Source organism: Nocardioides sp. Leaf285, from assembly GCF_001422955.1.
GTDB lineage: Bacteria > Actinomycetota > Actinomycetes > Propionibacteriales > Nocardioidaceae > Nocardioides > Nocardioides kribbensis.
Window position 1 is genome coordinate 479796 of record NZ_LMNH01000003.1, and the last position, 16201, is coordinate 495996.

Here is a 16201-nt window from a genome sequence, read left to right on the forward strand (position 1 = left end):
CGCATGACTGGACGGGCGACCACCCGCGACCCCTGGTTCGACAACGCCAAGATGGCGCTGGTGACCCTGGTCGTGCTCGGCCACTCCTGGGTGCTGCTGCCCGAGAGCGGGCTGCGCGACCACCTCTACGACTTCCTCTACGCCTGGCACGTGCCCGCCTTCGTGTTCGTGACGGGCTACCTCTCGCGCTCCTTCACGTGGAGCCGGCGCCGGCTGTGGCAGCTGGTGCGCACCGTGGCGGTGCCGTACGTGCTCTTCGAGTGCGCCCTGGCGCTCTTCCGCATCCACGTCGGGGGCGAGGAGCTGGAGAACCTGTTCCGCGACCCGCACTGGCCGATGTGGTACCTCTCGGCGCTCTTCTTCTGGCGCCTGCTGACCCCGGTGTTCACCGCGCTGCCGGCCGCGGCGGCGATCGCCGTCGCGGTCCTGACCAGCCTGGCCGCGGGGCTGTGGGCGGGCGACACCCTCGACATGGCCCGCGTGCTGGGGCTGCTGCCCTTCTTCGTGCTCGGGCTCGCCGCGACCCCGCAGCGGCTCGAGCGGCTCCGCGCGCCGTGGCTGCGGCCGGTGGCCGTCGTGGCCTTCGTCGCGGCCTGGGTGCTGACCACCTGGACCGACACCTGGGCCTCCACGGAGTGGTACTACTACCGCGCGCTCTACGGCGAGCTCGACGTCAGCGACACCCGGGCCTTCCTCACGCGCTCGGTGCTCCTGGTCAGCGGCACGGTGCTGGCCTGGTCGTTCCTCGCGCTGGTCCCGCGGCGCGGCGGGTGGTTCACGCGCATGGGCGCCTGGACCCTCGTGGTCTACCTCTTCCACGGCTTCGCCGTGAAGGGCGCCGAGTACGCCGGCTACACGACGTGGACCGCCGACCACCCGTGGCTCGGCCTGGTGCTGACCTCGGCGCTGGCCGTGGCGCTGGCGCTGCTGCTCGCCTCCCCGCGGGTCGCGCCGGTGCTGGGCCACCTGGTCGACCCGTTCGGCTTCGCCGAGAAGCGCGTCGACCACGCCGCCGACGTCGCGGTGGCCTCGCAGGAGGCGGAGGTCATCGCCGGCGCCGTCGCCGACGCGGCGGCCGACGCGGCCCGGGAGGCCCGGCCGCGACGCTAGGGTGAGCGCGTGCCGAGCCATCGACCCGCCCCCGCCGCCGCCGCGCCCCGTGCGGCCCGTCAGACCGACGAGCCGCGCCGATGAGCGGCGGGCTGTTCGCGCTGCTCGACGACGTCGCCGCGCTGGCCAAGCTGGCCGCCGCCTCGGTCGACGACGTCGGCGCCGCCGCGGGGCGTGCGAGCGTGAAGGCCGCCGGCGTGGTGGTCGACGACACGGCGGTGACCCCGCAGTACGTGCAGGGCGTCGCGGCGCAGCGCGAGCTGCCGATCATCCGCAAGATCGCGATCGGCTCGCTGCGCAACAAGCTGCTCATCATCCTGCCGGCGGCGCTGCTGCTCTCGCAGTTCCTGCCCTGGGTGCTCACGCCCGTCCTCATGCTGGGCGGTGCGTTCCTCTGCTACGAGGGCGCGGAGAAGGTCTGGGAGAAGCTGAGCGGTCACGGCGGCGCCCACGGGGCCGACCCGGCCGCCTCGGGCTCGCCGGAGGAGCTGGAGCGGACGATGGTCGCCGGGGCCATCCGCACCGACCTGATCCTCTCGGCCGAGATCATGGTCATCTCGCTCAACGAGGTCGCCGAGGAGGCCTTCGTCTCCCGCGCGCTCATCCTCGTGGTGGTGGCCATCGGGATCACGGTGCTGGTCTACGGCGTGGTCGCGCTGATCGTGAAGACCGACGACGTCGGGCTGAGCCTCACCCAGCGCTCCTCGGCCCTCGCGCAGAAGGTCGGCCGCGCCCTGGTGGCCGGCATGCCCAAGCTGCTCACCGTGATCTCGGTCGTCGGCACCGCGGCGATGCTGTGGGTCGGCGGCCACATCCTGCTCGTCGGTGTCGACGAGCTCGGCTGGCACGCGCCCTACGACCTGGTGCACCACCTGGAGGAGGGCGCCCACGACGCGCTGGCCGCCGTCGGCGCCGTCGCGGGCTGGCTGGTCAACACCCTGGCCTCGGCCCTGGTGGGGCTGCTGGTGGGCGCCGTGGTCGTGGCGGTGCTCCACGTGGTGCCGGTCAAGCGGCTGCTCGGGAATTCCTGAAACTTCTCGGCCCCGCCTACCCTGGCAGGGTCCGCGTGGGAGATCCCGACGATGCGCAGATGCGCGACGCAGACCTGGCTCCACCCCTCCTGAGGAGACACACCGATGGACTTCAAGGTCGCCGACCTTTCCCTGGCCGACTACGGCCGCACCGAGATCCAGCTGGCCGAGCACGAGATGCCCGGCCTCATGGCGATGCGCGAGCGCTACGGCGACGCCAAGCCGCTGGCGGGTGCCCGCATCACCGGCTCGCTGCACATGACCATCCAGACCGCGGTGCTCATCGAGACCCTCACCGCGCTCGGTGCCGAGGTCCGCTGGGCCTCCTGCAACATCTTCTCCACCCAGGACCACGCCGCGGCCGCCGTCGCGGTGGGCCCGCACGGCACGCCGGAGGACCCCCAGGGCGTCCCGGTCTACGCGTGGAAGGGCGAGACGCTCGAGGAGTACTGGTGGTGCACGCAGCAGGTGCTGCAGTGGCCCGCCGGTGCCGACGGCCAGCCCCGCTTCGCCAACATGATCCTCGACGACGGCGGCGACGCCACCCTGCTGGTGCACCTCGGGGTCGACGCCGAGAAGAGGGGCGAGGCGCCCGACCCGGCCTCGGCCACCAGCCACGAGCAGCGGATCATCTTCGAGGCGCTCAACGCCAGCCTCGCCGAGAGCACCGACCGCTGGACCCAGATCGCCGGCGAGATCAAGGGCGTCACCGAGGAGACCACCACCGGTGTGCTGCGCCTCTACGACATGATGCGCGAGGGCTCGCTGCTCTTCCCGGCCATCAACGTCAACGACTCGGTGACCAAGTCGAAGTTCGACAACAAGTACGGCTGCCGCCACAGCCTCGTCGACGGCATCAACCGCGCCACCGACGTCCTCATCGGCGGCAAGGTCGCGGTCGTGTGCGGCTACGGCGACGTCGGCAAGGGCTCCGCGGAGTCGCTGCGCGGCCAGGGCGCCCGCGTCATCGTGACCGAGATCGACCCGATCTGCGCCCTGCAGGCCGCCATGGACGGCTACCAGGTCGCGACCCTCGACGACGTGGTCGACACCGCCGACATCATCATCACCGCGACCGGCAACAAGGACGTCGTGACGGTCGAGCAGATGCAGCGGATGAAGCACAACGCGATCCTCGGCAACATCGGCCACTTCGACAACGAGATCGACATGGCCGGCCTGGAGTCCTTCGAGGGCATCGTGCGCAAGAACGTCAAGCCGCAGGTCGACGTGTGGACCTTCCCGGCCGCGGGCGAGCGCGACGAGCACGCCATTATCGTGCTCTCCGAGGGGCGCCTGATGAACCTCGGCAACGCCACCGGCCACCCGAGCTTCGTCATGTCGAACTCCTTCACCAACCAGGTGCTGGCCCAGATCGAGCTCTACACCAAGCCCGTGGAGTACCCCACCGGGGTCTACGTGCTGCCCAAGCACCTCGACGAGGAGGTGGCCCGCCTGCACCTCGACGCCCTCGGCGTGCGGCTGACCACCCTCAGCGACAAGCAGGCGGCCTACCTCGGCGTCGACGTCGCCGGTCCCTACAAGTCGGAGCAGTACCGCTACTGAGCAGGAGCGGGCGGGCCGGCACCACGCCGGCCCGCCCGCGCCCGTCAGGGTGCAGGATGGAGCCATGAGCCAGGCAGCGAGCCCGAGCGACTACACCACCAAGGGGCGGGTCCTCGTCGTCGACGACGACGCGTCGCTGGCGGAGATGCTCACCATCGTGCTGCGCCAGGAGGGCTTCGACAGCCGCATGTGCACCCGCGGCGACCTGGCCGTGGAGCAGTTCCGCGACTACCGCCCCGACCTGGTGCTGCTCGACCTGATGCTGCCCGGCAAGGACGGCATCGACGTGTGCAAGGAGATCCGCGCCGAGTCCGGCGTGCCGATCGTCATGCTCACCGCCAAGGGCGACACCGTCGACGTCGTCGTCGGGCTCGAGTCGGGCGCCGACGACTACGTCGTCAAGCCCTTCAAGCCCAAGGAGCTCATCGCCCGGATCCGGGCGCGGGTGCGTCGCTTCGACGCCACCTCCCAGGCCGAGACCCTCGACATCGGCGACCTGTCCATCGACGTCGCCGGCCACGCCGTCACCCGCGGCGGTGCGCCCATCAGCCTCACGCCGCTCGAGTTCGACCTGCTGGTCTGCCTGGCCCGCAAGCCCTGGCAGGTCTTCACCCGCGAGGTGCTGCTCGAGCAGGTCTGGGGCTACCGCCACGCCGCGGACACCCGGCTGGTCAACGTGCACGTGCAGCGGCTGCGCTCCAAGGTCGAGCACGACCCGGAGAACCCCGAGATCGTCGTGACCGTGCGGGGTGTCGGCTACAAGGCCGGCACGGCCTAGGGCCGACGTGGCGTCCTCCTGGCCCCGCCTGCCGGCGGCCTCCCGCCTGCCGGTCGGGCTGCGCCACGCGCTCACCTTCTGGCGCCGCTCGATCCAGGCCCGCGTGGTGGTCAGCACGGTCCTGCTCTCGGCCGCCGTGGTCGGCGTGGTCGGATGGTTCCTGCTGCAGCAGACCCGCGACGGGCTCCTGGAGAACCGTGTCGACGCCGTGCTCGCCGAGGTCGGCAGCGAGACCGGCGAGGCCGACGAGCGGCTGCAGGCCGCCATCAACCTCAACCTCGACGCCGTCGGCCAGCAGCGCGACCTGGTGCAGCCGATCATCTCGCGCGGCGAGACCCGCGGCTTCGCGGTGGTGCTGGCGGGTCCGGTCGGCGCCGACCCGACGGGAGCGGGCGCGACGTACACCCCCTGGCTCGACCGCGACAGCGTGCCCGACTCGCTGGTGCGGCACTTCGCGACCTCCTCCAGCATCGCCTGGACCTACACCGAGCTGACCCGCCTCGACGAGCGTGGCGAGCCGGTGTCGAGCGAGCCGGGGGTCGTGGTGGGCTCGCAGGTGCGGCTGCCGGCCGACGGTGAGACCTACACCCTCTACTTCCTCTTCCCGCTCAGCGAGGAGGAGGACACCCTGGCGCTGGTCACCCGCGCCCTGCTCACCGCGGGCGCGCTGCTGCTGGTGCTGGTCGCCGGCGTCACCTGGCTGGTGACCCGGCAGGTCGTCACCCCGATCCGGCTCGCACGGCGCGTGGCCGAGCGGCTCGCCGCGGGTCGCCTCCAGGAGCGCCTGCGCGTCACCGGGGAGGACGACCTGGCGCGGCTGGCCACGTCGTTCAACCAGATGGCCTCCAACCTGCAGCGCCAGATCCGCCAGCTCGAGGAGCTCAGCCGCGTGCAGCGACGCTTCGTCTCCGACGTCTCCCACGAGCTGCGCACGCCGCTCACCACGGTGCGCATGGCCGGGGACGTGCTCCACGACGCCCGCGAGGACTTCGACCCCGTCACCGGTCGCGCCGCCGAGCTGCTCCAGACCGAGCTCGACCGCTTCGAGACCCTCCTGGTCGACCTGCTCGAGATCAGCCGCTTCGACGCCGGCGCGGCGGTGCTCGACCTCGACGACGTCAACCTCGTCGACGTCGCCCACCGCGTGGTGGAGGCCACCCGCCCCCTCGCCGCCCAGCGCGACGTCGTGCTGCTCGTCGAGGCCCCCGACCACCCCTGCCTCGCCGAGGCCGACGTACGCCGGGTCGAGCGCATCGTCCGCAACCTGGTCACCAACGCCATCGACCACGCCGGCGCGCGCCACCCGGGCGGGCCGGTCGAGGTGGTCGTGCGCGTCGCCGCCGACGACCACGCCGCCGCCGTCGCGGTGCGCGACCACGGCGTGGGCCTGGCGCCGGGGGAGTCGGCCATGGTCTTCAACCGCTTCTGGCGCGCCGACCCCGCCCGCGCGCGCACCAGCGGCGGCACCGGCCTGGGGCTGTCGATCTCGCTGGAGGACACCCACCTGCACGGCGGCTGGCTCCAGGCCTGGGGCCGCCCGGGGGAGGGGGCGCACTTCCGCCTCACCCTGCCCCGTCACGCCGGCGCGTCCCTGCGCCGCAGCCCCATCGTGCTCATCCCCGACGACGCCGTGGAGACGGTGTGAACCGCCCGGTGAACCGCCCGGTGTACCGCCCGGTGATCCGCCCAGGGGTCCGCCCGGTGACCAGCCGGGCGCGCGCGCTCCTCGCCGTGCTCGCGCTGCTGCTCGTCGGCCCGCTGGCCACCGCCTGCGTCGGGCTGCCCGACGAGGGCCCGGTCGTCGAGGCCGGCACGGGGTCGAGCACCTCCGACGAGGGCGCCGCCCCGGCGATCGACCCGCCCGCCCCGCAGCCGGGCATGTCGGCGGCCGAGGTGGTGGAGGGCTTCCTCGCGGCCATGCAGGCCAGCCCCATCGACACCGCCACGGCCTCGGAGTACCTCACCCGCGAGGCCGCCGCGGCCTGGAACCCCCAGCAGGCGACCATCACCTACGACGACCGCCAGCTGCCCCAGGGCAGCACCCGCGTCGTGGTCGCGCTCACCGGCGCCGCCGAGCTCGACGCTCGCGGCGCCTGGCAGGGCCGGCTCTCGGCCGCGCGCTCTCAGCTGGCCTTCACCGTGCGCGTCGAGGACGGCGACCTGCGCATCAGCGACCCGCCCGACGCGCTCGTGGTGCCCGACAGCTGGTTCGACCAGCGCTTTCGCCAGGTCTCGCTCTACTTCGTCGACCCGCTGGCGGAGATCCTGGTGCCCGAGCCCGTCTACGCCCCCGTCGACGACACCTTCGCCAGCTCCCTGGTCGAGGGCCTGGTCGAGGGCCCCGGCCGCGGCGCGTCGGGGGTGAGCAGCACCTTCCTGCCCCCGGGCCTGGAGGTCGACCTGTCGGTGCCGGTCTCCGAGGACGGGGTGGCGCAGGTGTCGCTCACCGGTCCCGCGACCCCGCCGACCTCCGAGCGCGAGACCGAGCTGCTGCTGGCCCAGCTGGCCTGGACCCTGCGCCAGGACCCCCGCATCGAGGCCGTGCAGCTCAGCGTCAACGGCCAGCCCGTGCGGCTGCCCGGCGGCGACGGCCGCTTCAGCGTCACCGAGGGGGCGCTCTACTCCCCGGTCGGCTTTCAGTCCAGCTCGCTGCTCTACGGCCTGCGCGACGGCCTGCTCGTCTCCGGCGGCCCCGACACGCTCGCGCCGGTCGACGGCCCGCTGGGCTCGCGGGCCGTGGGCGTCTCGAGCGTGGCGGTCAACCTCACCGCCACCACCGTGGCCGGCGTCGTCGACGGCGGCACCTCGCTGGTCACCGCGCCGGTGCGCGGCTCGGGCAAGGTGGTGCGCGTCGTCCCGGGCGCCACCGACCTGCTCGCCCCCGCCTGGGACCACAGCGACCGGCTCTGGCTGGTCGACCGTGGCGCCGACGGCGCCGAGGTCTCCGTGCTCGTGGGCGAGCGCCGCCGCAGCGTCACCGTGCCGGGCGTGAGCGGCTCCGACGTACGCCGCTTCCTCGTCTCGCGCGACGCCAGCCGCGTCGTGGCGGTCGTGCGCGGCCCGCAGCGCGACCGGCTGCTGGTCTCGCGGGTGCGCTACGACGACCGCGGCCAGGTGCTGCGGGTGACCCGACCGGTCCAGCTGCGTCCCGACGAGGGCAGCCGGGGCCGCATCGTCGACGTCGCCTGGCGCAGCCCGACCAGCGTGGCGGTGATGCAGCGGCTGGGCCCGGAGACCACCCGCGTCGGGGCCGTCGGCGTCGACGGGTCGCCCCCGGGACCCGAGGGGCTGTCGGTGACCCTCGGACGCGCGTCGGGGCTGGCCGGGTCGCCGGTGACCGGGGAGGTCCTCTACGCCCTCACCCCCGACGGGCTGGTCGACCTGACCGGCCTGCCGACCGCGGCCCGCCCGCTGGCCGACGGGGTCGGCTCGCTGGCCTACGTCGGCTAGCGCGGCGCGACCCGCGGGTCCTCCACAGGCCGGCCCGGTCGCGCTTGCCCGCCGCCCTCGCGGCTGGTGCGATCGTGGGGTGCTGCTGCGCGACGCCGTCACCGACCTGCTGCTGGGCAGCAGCTGCGTGGGCTGCGCGCGCCCGGGGCGGCTGCTGTGCGCGCCCTGCGGCGCGACCCTGCCCACCGCGGCCGCGGTGACCTGGCCCGACCCGGTGCCGCCCGGGCTGGTGACCCCCTGGGCGTGCGGCGCCTACGCCGACCTGCTGCGCGAGCTGGTGCTCGGGCACAAGGAGCGCGGGCTGCTCTCGCTGCGCGCCCCGCTGGGGCGGCTGCTCGCGCGGTCCGCGGCCGCCGCCCTGGGGTCCGGCCCCGGTGCGTCCGACGCTGCGGACGCGGTGGTCGTGCTCGTGCCGGTGCCCTCGCGCCCCGCCAGCGTGCGGGCCCGCGGGCACGACCCCACGCTGGCCATGGTGCGCGTGGCCGCGGCCGCCCTGCGCGGCGGGGGAGCGCGGGTCGAGGTGGCACCCCTGCTGCGCACCCGCCCCGGCCTGGTCGACCAGGCCGGCCTCGGGGCCGCCGAGCGGGCGGCCAACCTCGCCGGGTCGCTGACCTGCCCCACGCCGGGGCTGCGCCGCCTCGGCGTCCGCGTGGGGGCGCGCCGGGTGCGCGTCGTGCTGTGCGACGACGTGCTCACCACGGGCGTCACCGCGCGGGAGGCGCAGCGGGCGCTGGAGGCCGTCGGCGTCGGCGTTGCCGCGGTGGCGACCGTCGCCGCGACCCGCCGCCGGGCTCCGGCTCGTCGGGGCCGATCCGAAGAGTTTGCTGAACTCGACCGATCGTCCCTTTCGTCGGGTCCCGGCCTCCCCTAGTGTCTCGTCATGGAGTCCGCCCGGGTCCGTGGTTGCGTCGCAAGGACGCTCCGGTCAGCCCGGACGCGTCAGCGGCAAGCCGATGCCAGTCGCAGGCGAAACGGTCCACGTAAGTCGTCGTCCGGGGGTCCGCCCCCGGCGCGGCGACGAGCACGGTGCGGCTTAGTCGTAAGTCCTGCCTCGTCCCGGCCGTCAGATGCGGCCGTCGGCGGGAGAAGGCCGGTAGTGGCAGAGAAGCTGCGGGAGCCTCAGCAGGCGAGTGTGGGGTCGAAGACCAGGTCGGCCGGGCGGACTCCATCCCTGGGGCGAGAGCCCGTCTCGCGCACCGGGGCCCGCGGGCCCCGGGCGTCCGCCTGCCCCCAGGAGGGCGTGCCCAGGAGCTGAGCAACACCAACGGCGCGCCCCCGGGCGCGCACAAGGAGGTTCACATGGAAGTTGTGGTCACCGGACGTCACTGCGAGATCAAGGAGGGTTTCCGGAGTCACGTCTCCGAGAAGCTCGCCCGGCTCGAGAAGCACGACCACCGGATCATGCGGGTCCACGTGGAGGTGGACTGCGAGCCCAACCCCCGGCAGCACGACCGGGCCGTCCACGTCGAGCTCACCGCCTTCTCCAAGGGCCCCGTCATCCGCGCCGAGGCCGCGGCCGACGACAAGATGGGTGCCCTCGACCTCGCCCTCGACAAGATGGCCGCCCAGATGCGCCGCGCCGCCGACCGGCGCCGGGTGCACCGCGGCCGCCGCACCCCGGTCTCGGTGGGCCAGGCCCTCGCCGACGTCACCGAGCCCGAGACCCTCGCCCCCGACGACGAGGCCGTGCAGGAGCGGCAGGTCGGCCCGATCACCGTCACCGGCGACGGACCGCTCGTCGTGCGCGAGAAGACCCACCCGGCCAGCCCGATGACCCTCGACCAGGCGCTCTACGAGATGGAGCTCGTGGGGCACGACTTCTACCTCTACGTCGACAAGGACAGCGAGCGGCCCGCGGTCGTCTACCGCCGTCGCGGCTACGACTACGGCGTCATCTCCCTCGATCTCGGGAAGGACCTCGGCGAGGCCTGAGCCCCGCCCGCCCCGAGCACCCGCCCACCTGGTCCGTCCGGGCCCCGCGAGGGGCCCGGACGTGCCATGATGCGCTCGTGCCAGACCCCACCCCAGCCCCCCGTGAGGACGTCCGGGTCATCGTCGTCGACGACCAGGAGCTCTTCCGCCGGGGCCTGACCATGCTCCTCGCGATCGAGGACGGCATCGAGGTGGTCGGCGAGGCCGGCGACGGCGTCGAGGGCACCACGGTCGCCTCGACCGTCGCGCCCGACGTCGTGCTGCTCGACGTGAGGATGCCCAAGCGCTCGGGCATCGAGGCCTGCCTGGCCATCAAGGAGGCCGTGCCGTCGGCCAAGATCATCATGCTCACGGTCTCCGACGAGGAGGCCGACCTCTACGAGGCGGTCAAGAGCGGCGCCTCGGGCTACCTGCTCAAGGACTCCTCCATCGAGGAGGTCGCCCAGGCCGTCCGGGTCGTGGCCGACGGTCAGTCCCTCATCTCCCCGTCGATGGCGGTCAAGCTGATCGACGAGTTCAAGCAGATGTCGCGCCCCGAGCGCGAGCACGTGCCGGGCCTGCGCCTGACCGAGCGCGAGCTCGAGGTGCTCCGGCTCGTGGCCAAGGGCATGAACAACCGCGAGATCGCCCGCAACCTGTTCATCTCCGAGAACACGGTGAAGAACCACGTGCGCAACATCTTGGAGAAGCTCCAGCTGCACTCGCGCATGGAGGCGGTCATGTACGCCGTGCGCGAGAAGCTCCTCGACCTGCCCTGAGGCCGGTGACCGACTCGCTGTCGCGGGCCCAGGCCCGCCGGATCGCGCTGGCCGCGCAGGGCTTCCTCGACCCGCGGCCCGCCGTGCCGACCATGCGCACCTTCCAGCGCACCCTGCAGCGCACCGGCGTGCTGCAGGTCGACTCGGTCAACGTGCTCCAGCGCGCCCACTACATGCCGCTGTGGTCACGCATGGGCGCCTACGACACCGACCTGCTGCACCGTGCCTCCGAGCAGCGCCCGCGCCGGGTCGTGGAGTACTGGGCCCACGTGCAGGCCCTCATGCCGGTCGAGCTGTGGCCGCACATGGCCCACCGTCGTGCGCACTACCGCGCCCGGCGCGGCAAGTGGAGCGTGCTGGAGGAGAACCCCGGCCTCGAGGCCGACGTGCTGGCGCGGCTGGCCGCCCACGGCGCCGCCACCGCCCGTCAGTTGGCCGGCTGGCGCGGCGACGCCGGCCCGGAGAGCCGCGACCACTGGGGGTGGAACTGGTCCTCGACCCGGAGGGTCCTGGACTACCTGTTCACCACCGGTGAGGTCGCCATCGCCGGGCGCACCCGGCAGTTCGAGGTGCTCTACGACCTGCCGGAGCGGGTGCTGCCGCCGGAGGTCCTCGCGCTGCCGACGCCGCCCGTGGCCGAGCAGCACCTCGAGCTGGTGCGCCGCGCCGCGCGCTCCCACGGCGTGGCGACCCAGCGCTGCCTGATCGACTACTACCGGATGCACGTCGACCAGGTGCGCCCCGCGGTCGAGACGCTCGTCGACAGCGGCGAGCTGCTCCCCGTCGCCGTGGAGGGCTGGGCGCGCCCGGCGTACCTGCACGTCGGCGCGCGGCGGCCCCGTGCGGTGCGGGCCCGCGCGCTGCTGAGCCCCTTCGACCCGCTGGTGTGGGAGCGCGAGCGCACCGAGCGGCTCTTCGACTTCCACTACCGCATCGAGATCTACGTGCCCGCGCACCTGCGGCGCCACGGCTACTACGTGCTCCCCTTCCTGCTCGGCGACGAGATCGTCGCGCGGGTCGACCTCAAGGCCGACCGCCGCGCAGCCGGGGGAGCGGGGCTGCTCCGGGTGCCCGCGGCGTGGGCCGAGCCCGGCGCCCCGGAGGAGACCGCCGCCGAGCTCGCGGCCGAGCTGCGCGCGCTGGCCGGCTGGCTCGGCCTGGCCGACGTCGTCGTGGGCGAGCTCGGGGACCTCGCGGGTGAGCTGCGCTCGGCCCTGGCCGGTTAGGGACGAGCCACCCCCCTGGGTAAGGTGGATCCGCCTGTGACTACCGCTAGGCCCCAGCTAGGAGTGAACCCCGGTGCCCGTGATCCTCGACAAGCTCCTTCGCATCGGCGAGGGCAAGATCCTCCGACAGCTCGAGGCGGTCGCGAAGGCGGTCAACGCCATCGAGGAGGACTTCGAGGCGATGAGCGACGCCGAGCTCCAGCACATGACCGTGGAGCTCAAGGAGCGACTCGCCGCGGGGGAGACGCTCGACGACATCATGCCCGAGGCCTTCGCCACGGTCCGCGAGGCCTCGCGCCGCGTCACCGGCATGCGCCCCTTCGACGTGCAGGTCATGGGCGCCGCGGCGCTGCACCTGGGCAACATCGCCGAGATGAAGACCGGCGAGGGCAAGACGCTGGTGGCGGTGCTCCCGTCGTACCTCAACGCGCTGGCCGGCAAGGGCGTGCATGTGGTCACGGTCAACGACTACCTGGCCAAGTACCAGTCCGACCAGATGGGCCGCATCCACCACTTCCTGGGCCTGACCACCGGCGTGATCCTCCCCGACATGCGGCCCGCGCAGCGGCGCGAGGCCTACGCCTGCGACATCACCTACGGCACCAACAACGAGCTCGGCTTCGACTACCTGCGCGACAACATGGCCTCCTCCATCGAGGACTGCGTGCAGCGCGGCCACTTCTTCGCCGTGGTCGACGAGGTCGACTCGATCCTCATCGACGAGGCCCGCACCCCGCTCATCATCAGCGGCCCCACCCAGGACGAGGTGAAGTGGTACGGCGAGTTCGCCAAGATCACCCGCCGCCTCGAGCGCGACGTCGACTACGAGGTCGACGAGAAGAAGCGCACCATCTCGGTCCTGGAGCCGGGCATCACCAAGGTCGAGGACCACCTCGGCATCGAGAACCTCTACGAGTCGGCCAACACCCCGCTGATCTCGTTCCTCAACAACTCCATCAAGGCCAAGGAGCTGTTCCACAACGACAAGGAGTACGTCGTCATGAACGGCGAGGTGCTCATCGTCGACGAGCACACCGGCCGCATGCTCGCGGGGCGCCGCTACAACGACGGTCTGCACCAGGCGATCGAGGCCAAGGAGGGCGTCCAGGTCCGCGAGGAGTACCAGACGCTGGCCACCGTCACCCTGCAGAACTACTTCCGCCTCTACGAGAAGCTCTCCGGCATGACCGGCACGGCCATGACCGAGGCCTCGGAGTTCGACAAGATCTACAAGCTCGGCGTGGTCCCGATCCCGACGAACCGCCCCATGGCGCGCATCGACCAGGGCGACCTGGTCTACCGCACCGAGGAGGCCAAGTACGACGCCGTCGCCGACGACATCCGCGAGCGGCACGAGAAGGGCCAGCCGGTCCTGATCGGCACGGTGTCGGTCGAGAAGTCCGAGCACCTGTCCAAGAAGCTGACCAAGCTGGGCATCGCGCACTCGGTGCTCAACGCGAAGGTCCACGCCGACGAGGCCAAGATCGTCGCGCTGGCCGGTCACAAAGGCGCCGTCACGGTCGCCACCAACATGGCCGGGCGAGGCACCGACATCATGCTCGGCGGCTCGGTGGAGTTCCTCGCCGACGAGGCGCTGCGCAAGCAGGGCCTCGAGCCCACCGGCGAGACCGCGCAGGAGTACGACGCCGCCTGGCCCGGCACCGTGGAGCGCATCCGCGAGCAGGTCAAGGCCGAGCACGACGAGGTCAAGGAGCTCGGCGGCCTCTACGTCGTCGGCACCGAGCGCCACGAGTCGCGCCGCATCGACAACCAGCTGCGCGGTCGCTCCGGTCGCCAGGGCGACCCGGGGGAGTCGCGGTTCTACCTCTCCCTCGAGGACGAGCTGATGCGGCTGTTCAAGTCCGAGTGGGTCGACCGGGTGCTGCAGGTGCTGCGGATCCCCGACGACGTGCCGATCGAGAACAAGCGCGTCACCGGCGCCATCGCCAACGCCCAGGGCCAGGTGGAGTCGCAGAACTTCGAGTCCCGCAAGAACGTCCTCAAGTACGACGACGTCATGGACCGCCAGCGCCAGGTCATCTACGGCGAGCGTCGCGAGGTCCTCGAGGGCGCCGACCTCGCCGAGCAGGTGCGCACCTTCCTCGACGACGTGGTCACCGGCTACGTCACCGGGGCCACGCAGGACTTCTCCGAGCAGTGGGACCTCGAGCAGCTGTGGACCGACCTCGGCCAGATCTGGCCGGTGGGCGTCACCATCGCCGACCTCGAGCAGCAGGCCGGCAGCCGCGAGGACATCGACCGCGACGACCTCGTCACCGCGCTCAAGGCCGACGCGCACGCCGCCTACGACGAGCGCGAGGCCCAGGTCGGCAGCGAGGTCATGCGCGAGCTCGAGCGGCGGGTGCTGCTCTCGGTGCTCGACCGCAAGTGGCGCGAGCACCTCTACGAGATGGACTACCTGCGCGAGGGCATCTACCTGCGCGCCTACTCCCAGCGCGACCCGCTCGTGGAGTACCAGCGCGAGGGCTTCGACATGTTCGCCGCGATGATGGACGGCATCAAGGAGGAGGCCGTCGGCTTCCTGTTCAACCTCGAGGTCACCGTCGAGGAGGAGCCGGCGGCCCCCGTGCTCGGCGTGGCCGAGGGCCTGCGCTCGCCCGTGACCGCCGGCGCCCCGGCGCAGGAGGAGTCCGAGGCCGAGGCCGCCGCGCGGCCGCACATCCGGGCCAAGGGCCTGGAGCCCACGACGCCGCAGCGACTGGCGTACTCCGCGCCGGCCGAGGACGGCGAGGCCGAGGTCGTCAGCGGGCCCGCGGGCGACGACGAGTTCGCCGGCACCGGGCGCAACGCCAAGTGCCCCTGCGGCTCGGGCAAGAAGTTCAAGCAGTGCCACGGCGCGGAGGGTGGGCCCACGGGCCTGACCACCCGGGTCAACGGCTGAGCCGGCCCGGCCCGTGCGGGCCGGGCTCAGGCGAACTCCAGGGCCGTGCAGGTCCAGCGGCCGCGGCGCTCCTCGAAGCGCGCCGCGACCGCGCGGGAGCGCGCGCCGTACCGCACGTGGGCGCTGACCTCCATCACCCCGGGCCGCACGTCGCTGGCGTGCACGCTGCGCACCTGGGGACGCACGGGCTGGACCCGTGCCACCCCGGGCTGGTGGTCCCCGGCGCGCGCCACGAGCAGCGCCCGGCGCGCGAGGTCGAGGTAGACCTGACGGTCGGTCCAGCACAGCAGCTGGGAGACCGGCCGGTCGCCGCCCACGATCTCCACCACCGCCTGGACGTAGCGCCACGCCCAGCGCTCGGCCTCCCGGCGGGCGCGCTGGTCGATACGGTGGACCGACGCGGGCGAGGCGGTGGCGGGTCGGGTGCTCCGCGGCGCGGTGGGCGGCAGGTCGTCGGGGGCCAGGTCGAGGGCGAGGGTGCCCTGCACGGCCTCCACCGGCACGGGGGCGCGCAGCGGCACGACAGTGCTGTGACGGGTGCTGGGCCGGCTGCTGGTGCTGCGGGCGACGGATCCGGTCATGGCGGTGCTCCTCACTGACCCGGCGTCGGGCCGGGGCTCGTCGGGGGTGCGGGCAGCACGAGGCGCTGGCCCGGGTGGATGAGGTCGGGGTCGGGCCCGACCACGCTGCGGTTCGCCTCGTGGACCCGGGGCCAGGCGGCGGCGACGGCGGCGGGCGTGGCCGGTCGGCCCGCCCGCTCCAGCGCCGAGGCGGTGAGGGTCCAGAGGCTGTCACCGGGGGAGACGGTCACGGACGCCGGCGCGGAGCCGCCGAGGCGGGCCGCGAGCGTGCCGACCGCCCGCTCGGGCAGGGGCAGCCCGGTGAGCAGACGCTCGTCGGCGGGGCCGCGGCCCGGTGCGGTCGGTGCGGTCTGGGCGGTCTGGGCGGACTGGGCCTGGCCCTGGCGCCCGGGCACGTCGGCGCCCGGTGCGGCCGTGGCGGGCACGAGCGTGCCGGCGGCGGTCGTGCCCGCCAGGGCGAGCCCGCACGCCGCGAGCACCCAGCGGCGGGCCACGTCGGGCACGCCGCGGGTGCGGTGCCCGGCCCGCCCGCGCAGCACGTCGGTGACCACGGCCGTGGTCGCGAGGAGCGCCCACCAGCCGCATCCCAGCAGCGCCAGGCTGCAGCCGGCCACGAGCAGGTCCTCGAAGCCCCGGTCGGCCCAGACGGCGGGCCGGACCACGCCGGACAGCAGACCGGGCAGCAGACCGGGCAGCAGGGCTGCGGTGAGCGCCACGGTGGTGGCGGCCACCAGGGCCCACACCACGGTGCAGCGGACGATCGACGACGAGGACATCCCGAGAGACCTTTGCGTTTGCGTCTGTTTGCATCATTTGACGTCGATTGCGTGGTCTAGTCAACCGTCGCTCCACAGACGGGTGGGGCAG

Annotated in this window: 13 protein-coding genes; 11 read left to right on the forward strand and 2 right to left on the reverse strand. The window is 73.2% G+C overall.

From position 1 onward, the window contains the following. Nucleotides 1–3 precede the first annotated feature (3 nt). From ASF47_RS10630 to secA, 11 genes are all read left to right on the forward strand, one after another. Entirely contained in the window at nucleotides 4–1110 is a 1107-nt protein-coding gene (locus tag ASF47_RS10630) for an acyltransferase family protein (protein ID WP_056863960.1), read from the forward strand. 80 nt (nucleotides 1111–1190) lie between these two features. After that, nucleotides 1191–2141, forward strand: a complete 951-nt coding sequence (locus tag ASF47_RS10635; protein WP_056863961.1) for a DUF808 domain-containing protein — start codon at nucleotides 1191–1193, stop codon at nucleotides 2139–2141. Between the two features lie 105 nt (nucleotides 2142–2246). Continuing rightward, nucleotides 2247–3707, forward strand: coding sequence for an adenosylhomocysteinase (ahcY, locus tag ASF47_RS10640; RefSeq protein WP_056863962.1), 1461 nt, complete (start codon nucleotides 2247–2249; stop codon nucleotides 3705–3707). A gap of 64 nt (nucleotides 3708–3771) precedes the next feature. Beyond that, nucleotides 3772–4485: an MtrAB system response regulator MtrA gene (gene mtrA, locus ASF47_RS10645; RefSeq protein WP_056863963.1), complete on the forward strand. Its 714-nt coding sequence runs from the start codon at nucleotides 3772–3774 to the stop codon at nucleotides 4483–4485. A 7-nt stretch (nucleotides 4486–4492) separates the two neighbouring features. Beyond that, nucleotides 4493–6130, forward strand: coding sequence for an MtrAB system histidine kinase MtrB (gene mtrB, locus ASF47_RS10650; protein ID WP_056863964.1), 1638 nt, complete (start codon nucleotides 4493–4495; stop codon nucleotides 6128–6130). A 56-nt stretch (nucleotides 6131–6186) separates the two neighbouring features. Then, nucleotides 6187–7935: an LpqB family beta-propeller domain-containing protein gene (locus ASF47_RS10655; protein WP_156697854.1), complete on the forward strand. Its 1749-nt coding sequence runs from the start codon at nucleotides 6187–6189 to the stop codon at nucleotides 7933–7935. Nucleotides 7936–8014: 79 nt separating this feature from the next. Continuing rightward, complete coding sequence (locus ASF47_RS10660; RefSeq protein ID WP_056863966.1) at nucleotides 8015–8806, forward strand: ComF family protein; 792 nt, start codon at nucleotides 8015–8017, stop codon at nucleotides 8804–8806. Between the two features lie 428 nt (nucleotides 8807–9234). Then, a complete protein-coding gene (hpf, locus tag ASF47_RS10665) occupies nucleotides 9235–9867 on the forward strand; it encodes a ribosome hibernation-promoting factor, HPF/YfiA family (RefSeq protein WP_056863967.1) in 633 nt (210 codons plus the stop codon). Between the two features lie 77 nt (nucleotides 9868–9944). Next, nucleotides 9945–10625 carry a response regulator gene (locus ASF47_RS10670; protein WP_056863968.1) on the forward strand — a complete coding sequence of 227 codons (681 nt, stop codon included), beginning with the start codon at nucleotides 9945–9947 and terminating at the stop codon, nucleotides 10623–10625. Nucleotides 10626–10630: 5 nt separating this feature from the next. After that, on the forward strand, nucleotides 10631–11851 hold the full coding sequence (locus tag ASF47_RS10675; protein ID WP_235558716.1) for a winged helix-turn-helix domain-containing protein: 1221 nt from the start codon (nucleotides 10631–10633) through the stop codon (nucleotides 11849–11851). 73 nt (nucleotides 11852–11924) lie between these two features. Next, the gene (secA, locus tag ASF47_RS10680; RefSeq protein ID WP_056863970.1) at nucleotides 11925–14753 is read left to right on the forward strand and encodes a preprotein translocase subunit SecA; all 2829 of its coding nucleotides are present in this window, start codon (nucleotides 11925–11927) and stop codon (nucleotides 14751–14753) included. A 26-nt stretch (nucleotides 14754–14779) separates the two neighbouring features. Here the strand turns inward: secA and ASF47_RS10685 are convergent, their stop codons facing one another. Continuing rightward, nucleotides 14780–15334, reverse strand: a complete 555-nt coding sequence (locus ASF47_RS10685; protein WP_056863971.1) for an Rv3235 family protein — start codon at nucleotides 15332–15334, stop codon at nucleotides 14780–14782. Nucleotides 15335–15345: 11 nt separating this feature from the next. Beyond that, nucleotides 15346–16110: a LysM peptidoglycan-binding domain-containing protein gene (locus ASF47_RS21680; RefSeq protein ID WP_082500204.1), complete on the reverse strand. Its 765-nt coding sequence runs from the start codon at nucleotides 16108–16110 to the stop codon at nucleotides 15346–15348. Nucleotides 16111–16201 lie beyond the last annotated feature (91 nt).

What these genes read in the sequence shown, in the direction of transcription:
- mtrA (WP_056863963.1), top strand. Translation starts at nt 3,772, where the DNA reads ATGAGCCAGGCAGCGAGCCCGAGCGACTACACCACCAAGGGGCGGGTC.
- ASF47_RS10630 (WP_056863960.1), top strand. Translation starts at nt 4, where the DNA reads ATGACTGGACGGGCGACCACCCGCGACCCCTGGTTCGACAACGCCAAG.
- hpf (WP_056863967.1), top strand. Translation starts at nt 9,235, where the DNA reads ATGGAAGTTGTGGTCACCGGACGTCACTGCGAGATCAAGGAGGGTTTC.
- ASF47_RS21680 (WP_082500204.1), bottom strand. Translation starts at nt 16,110, where the DNA reads ATGTCCTCGTCGTCGATCGTCCGCTGCACCGTGGTGTGGGCCCTGGTG.
- ahcY (WP_056863962.1), top strand. Translation starts at nt 2,247, where the DNA reads ATGGACTTCAAGGTCGCCGACCTTTCCCTGGCCGACTACGGCCGCACC.
- ASF47_RS10635 (WP_056863961.1), top strand. Translation starts at nt 1,191, where the DNA reads ATGAGCGGCGGGCTGTTCGCGCTGCTCGACGACGTCGCCGCGCTGGCC.
- ASF47_RS10685 (WP_056863971.1), bottom strand. Translation starts at nt 15,334, where the DNA reads ATGACCGGATCCGTCGCCCGCAGCACCAGCAGCCGGCCCAGCACCCGT.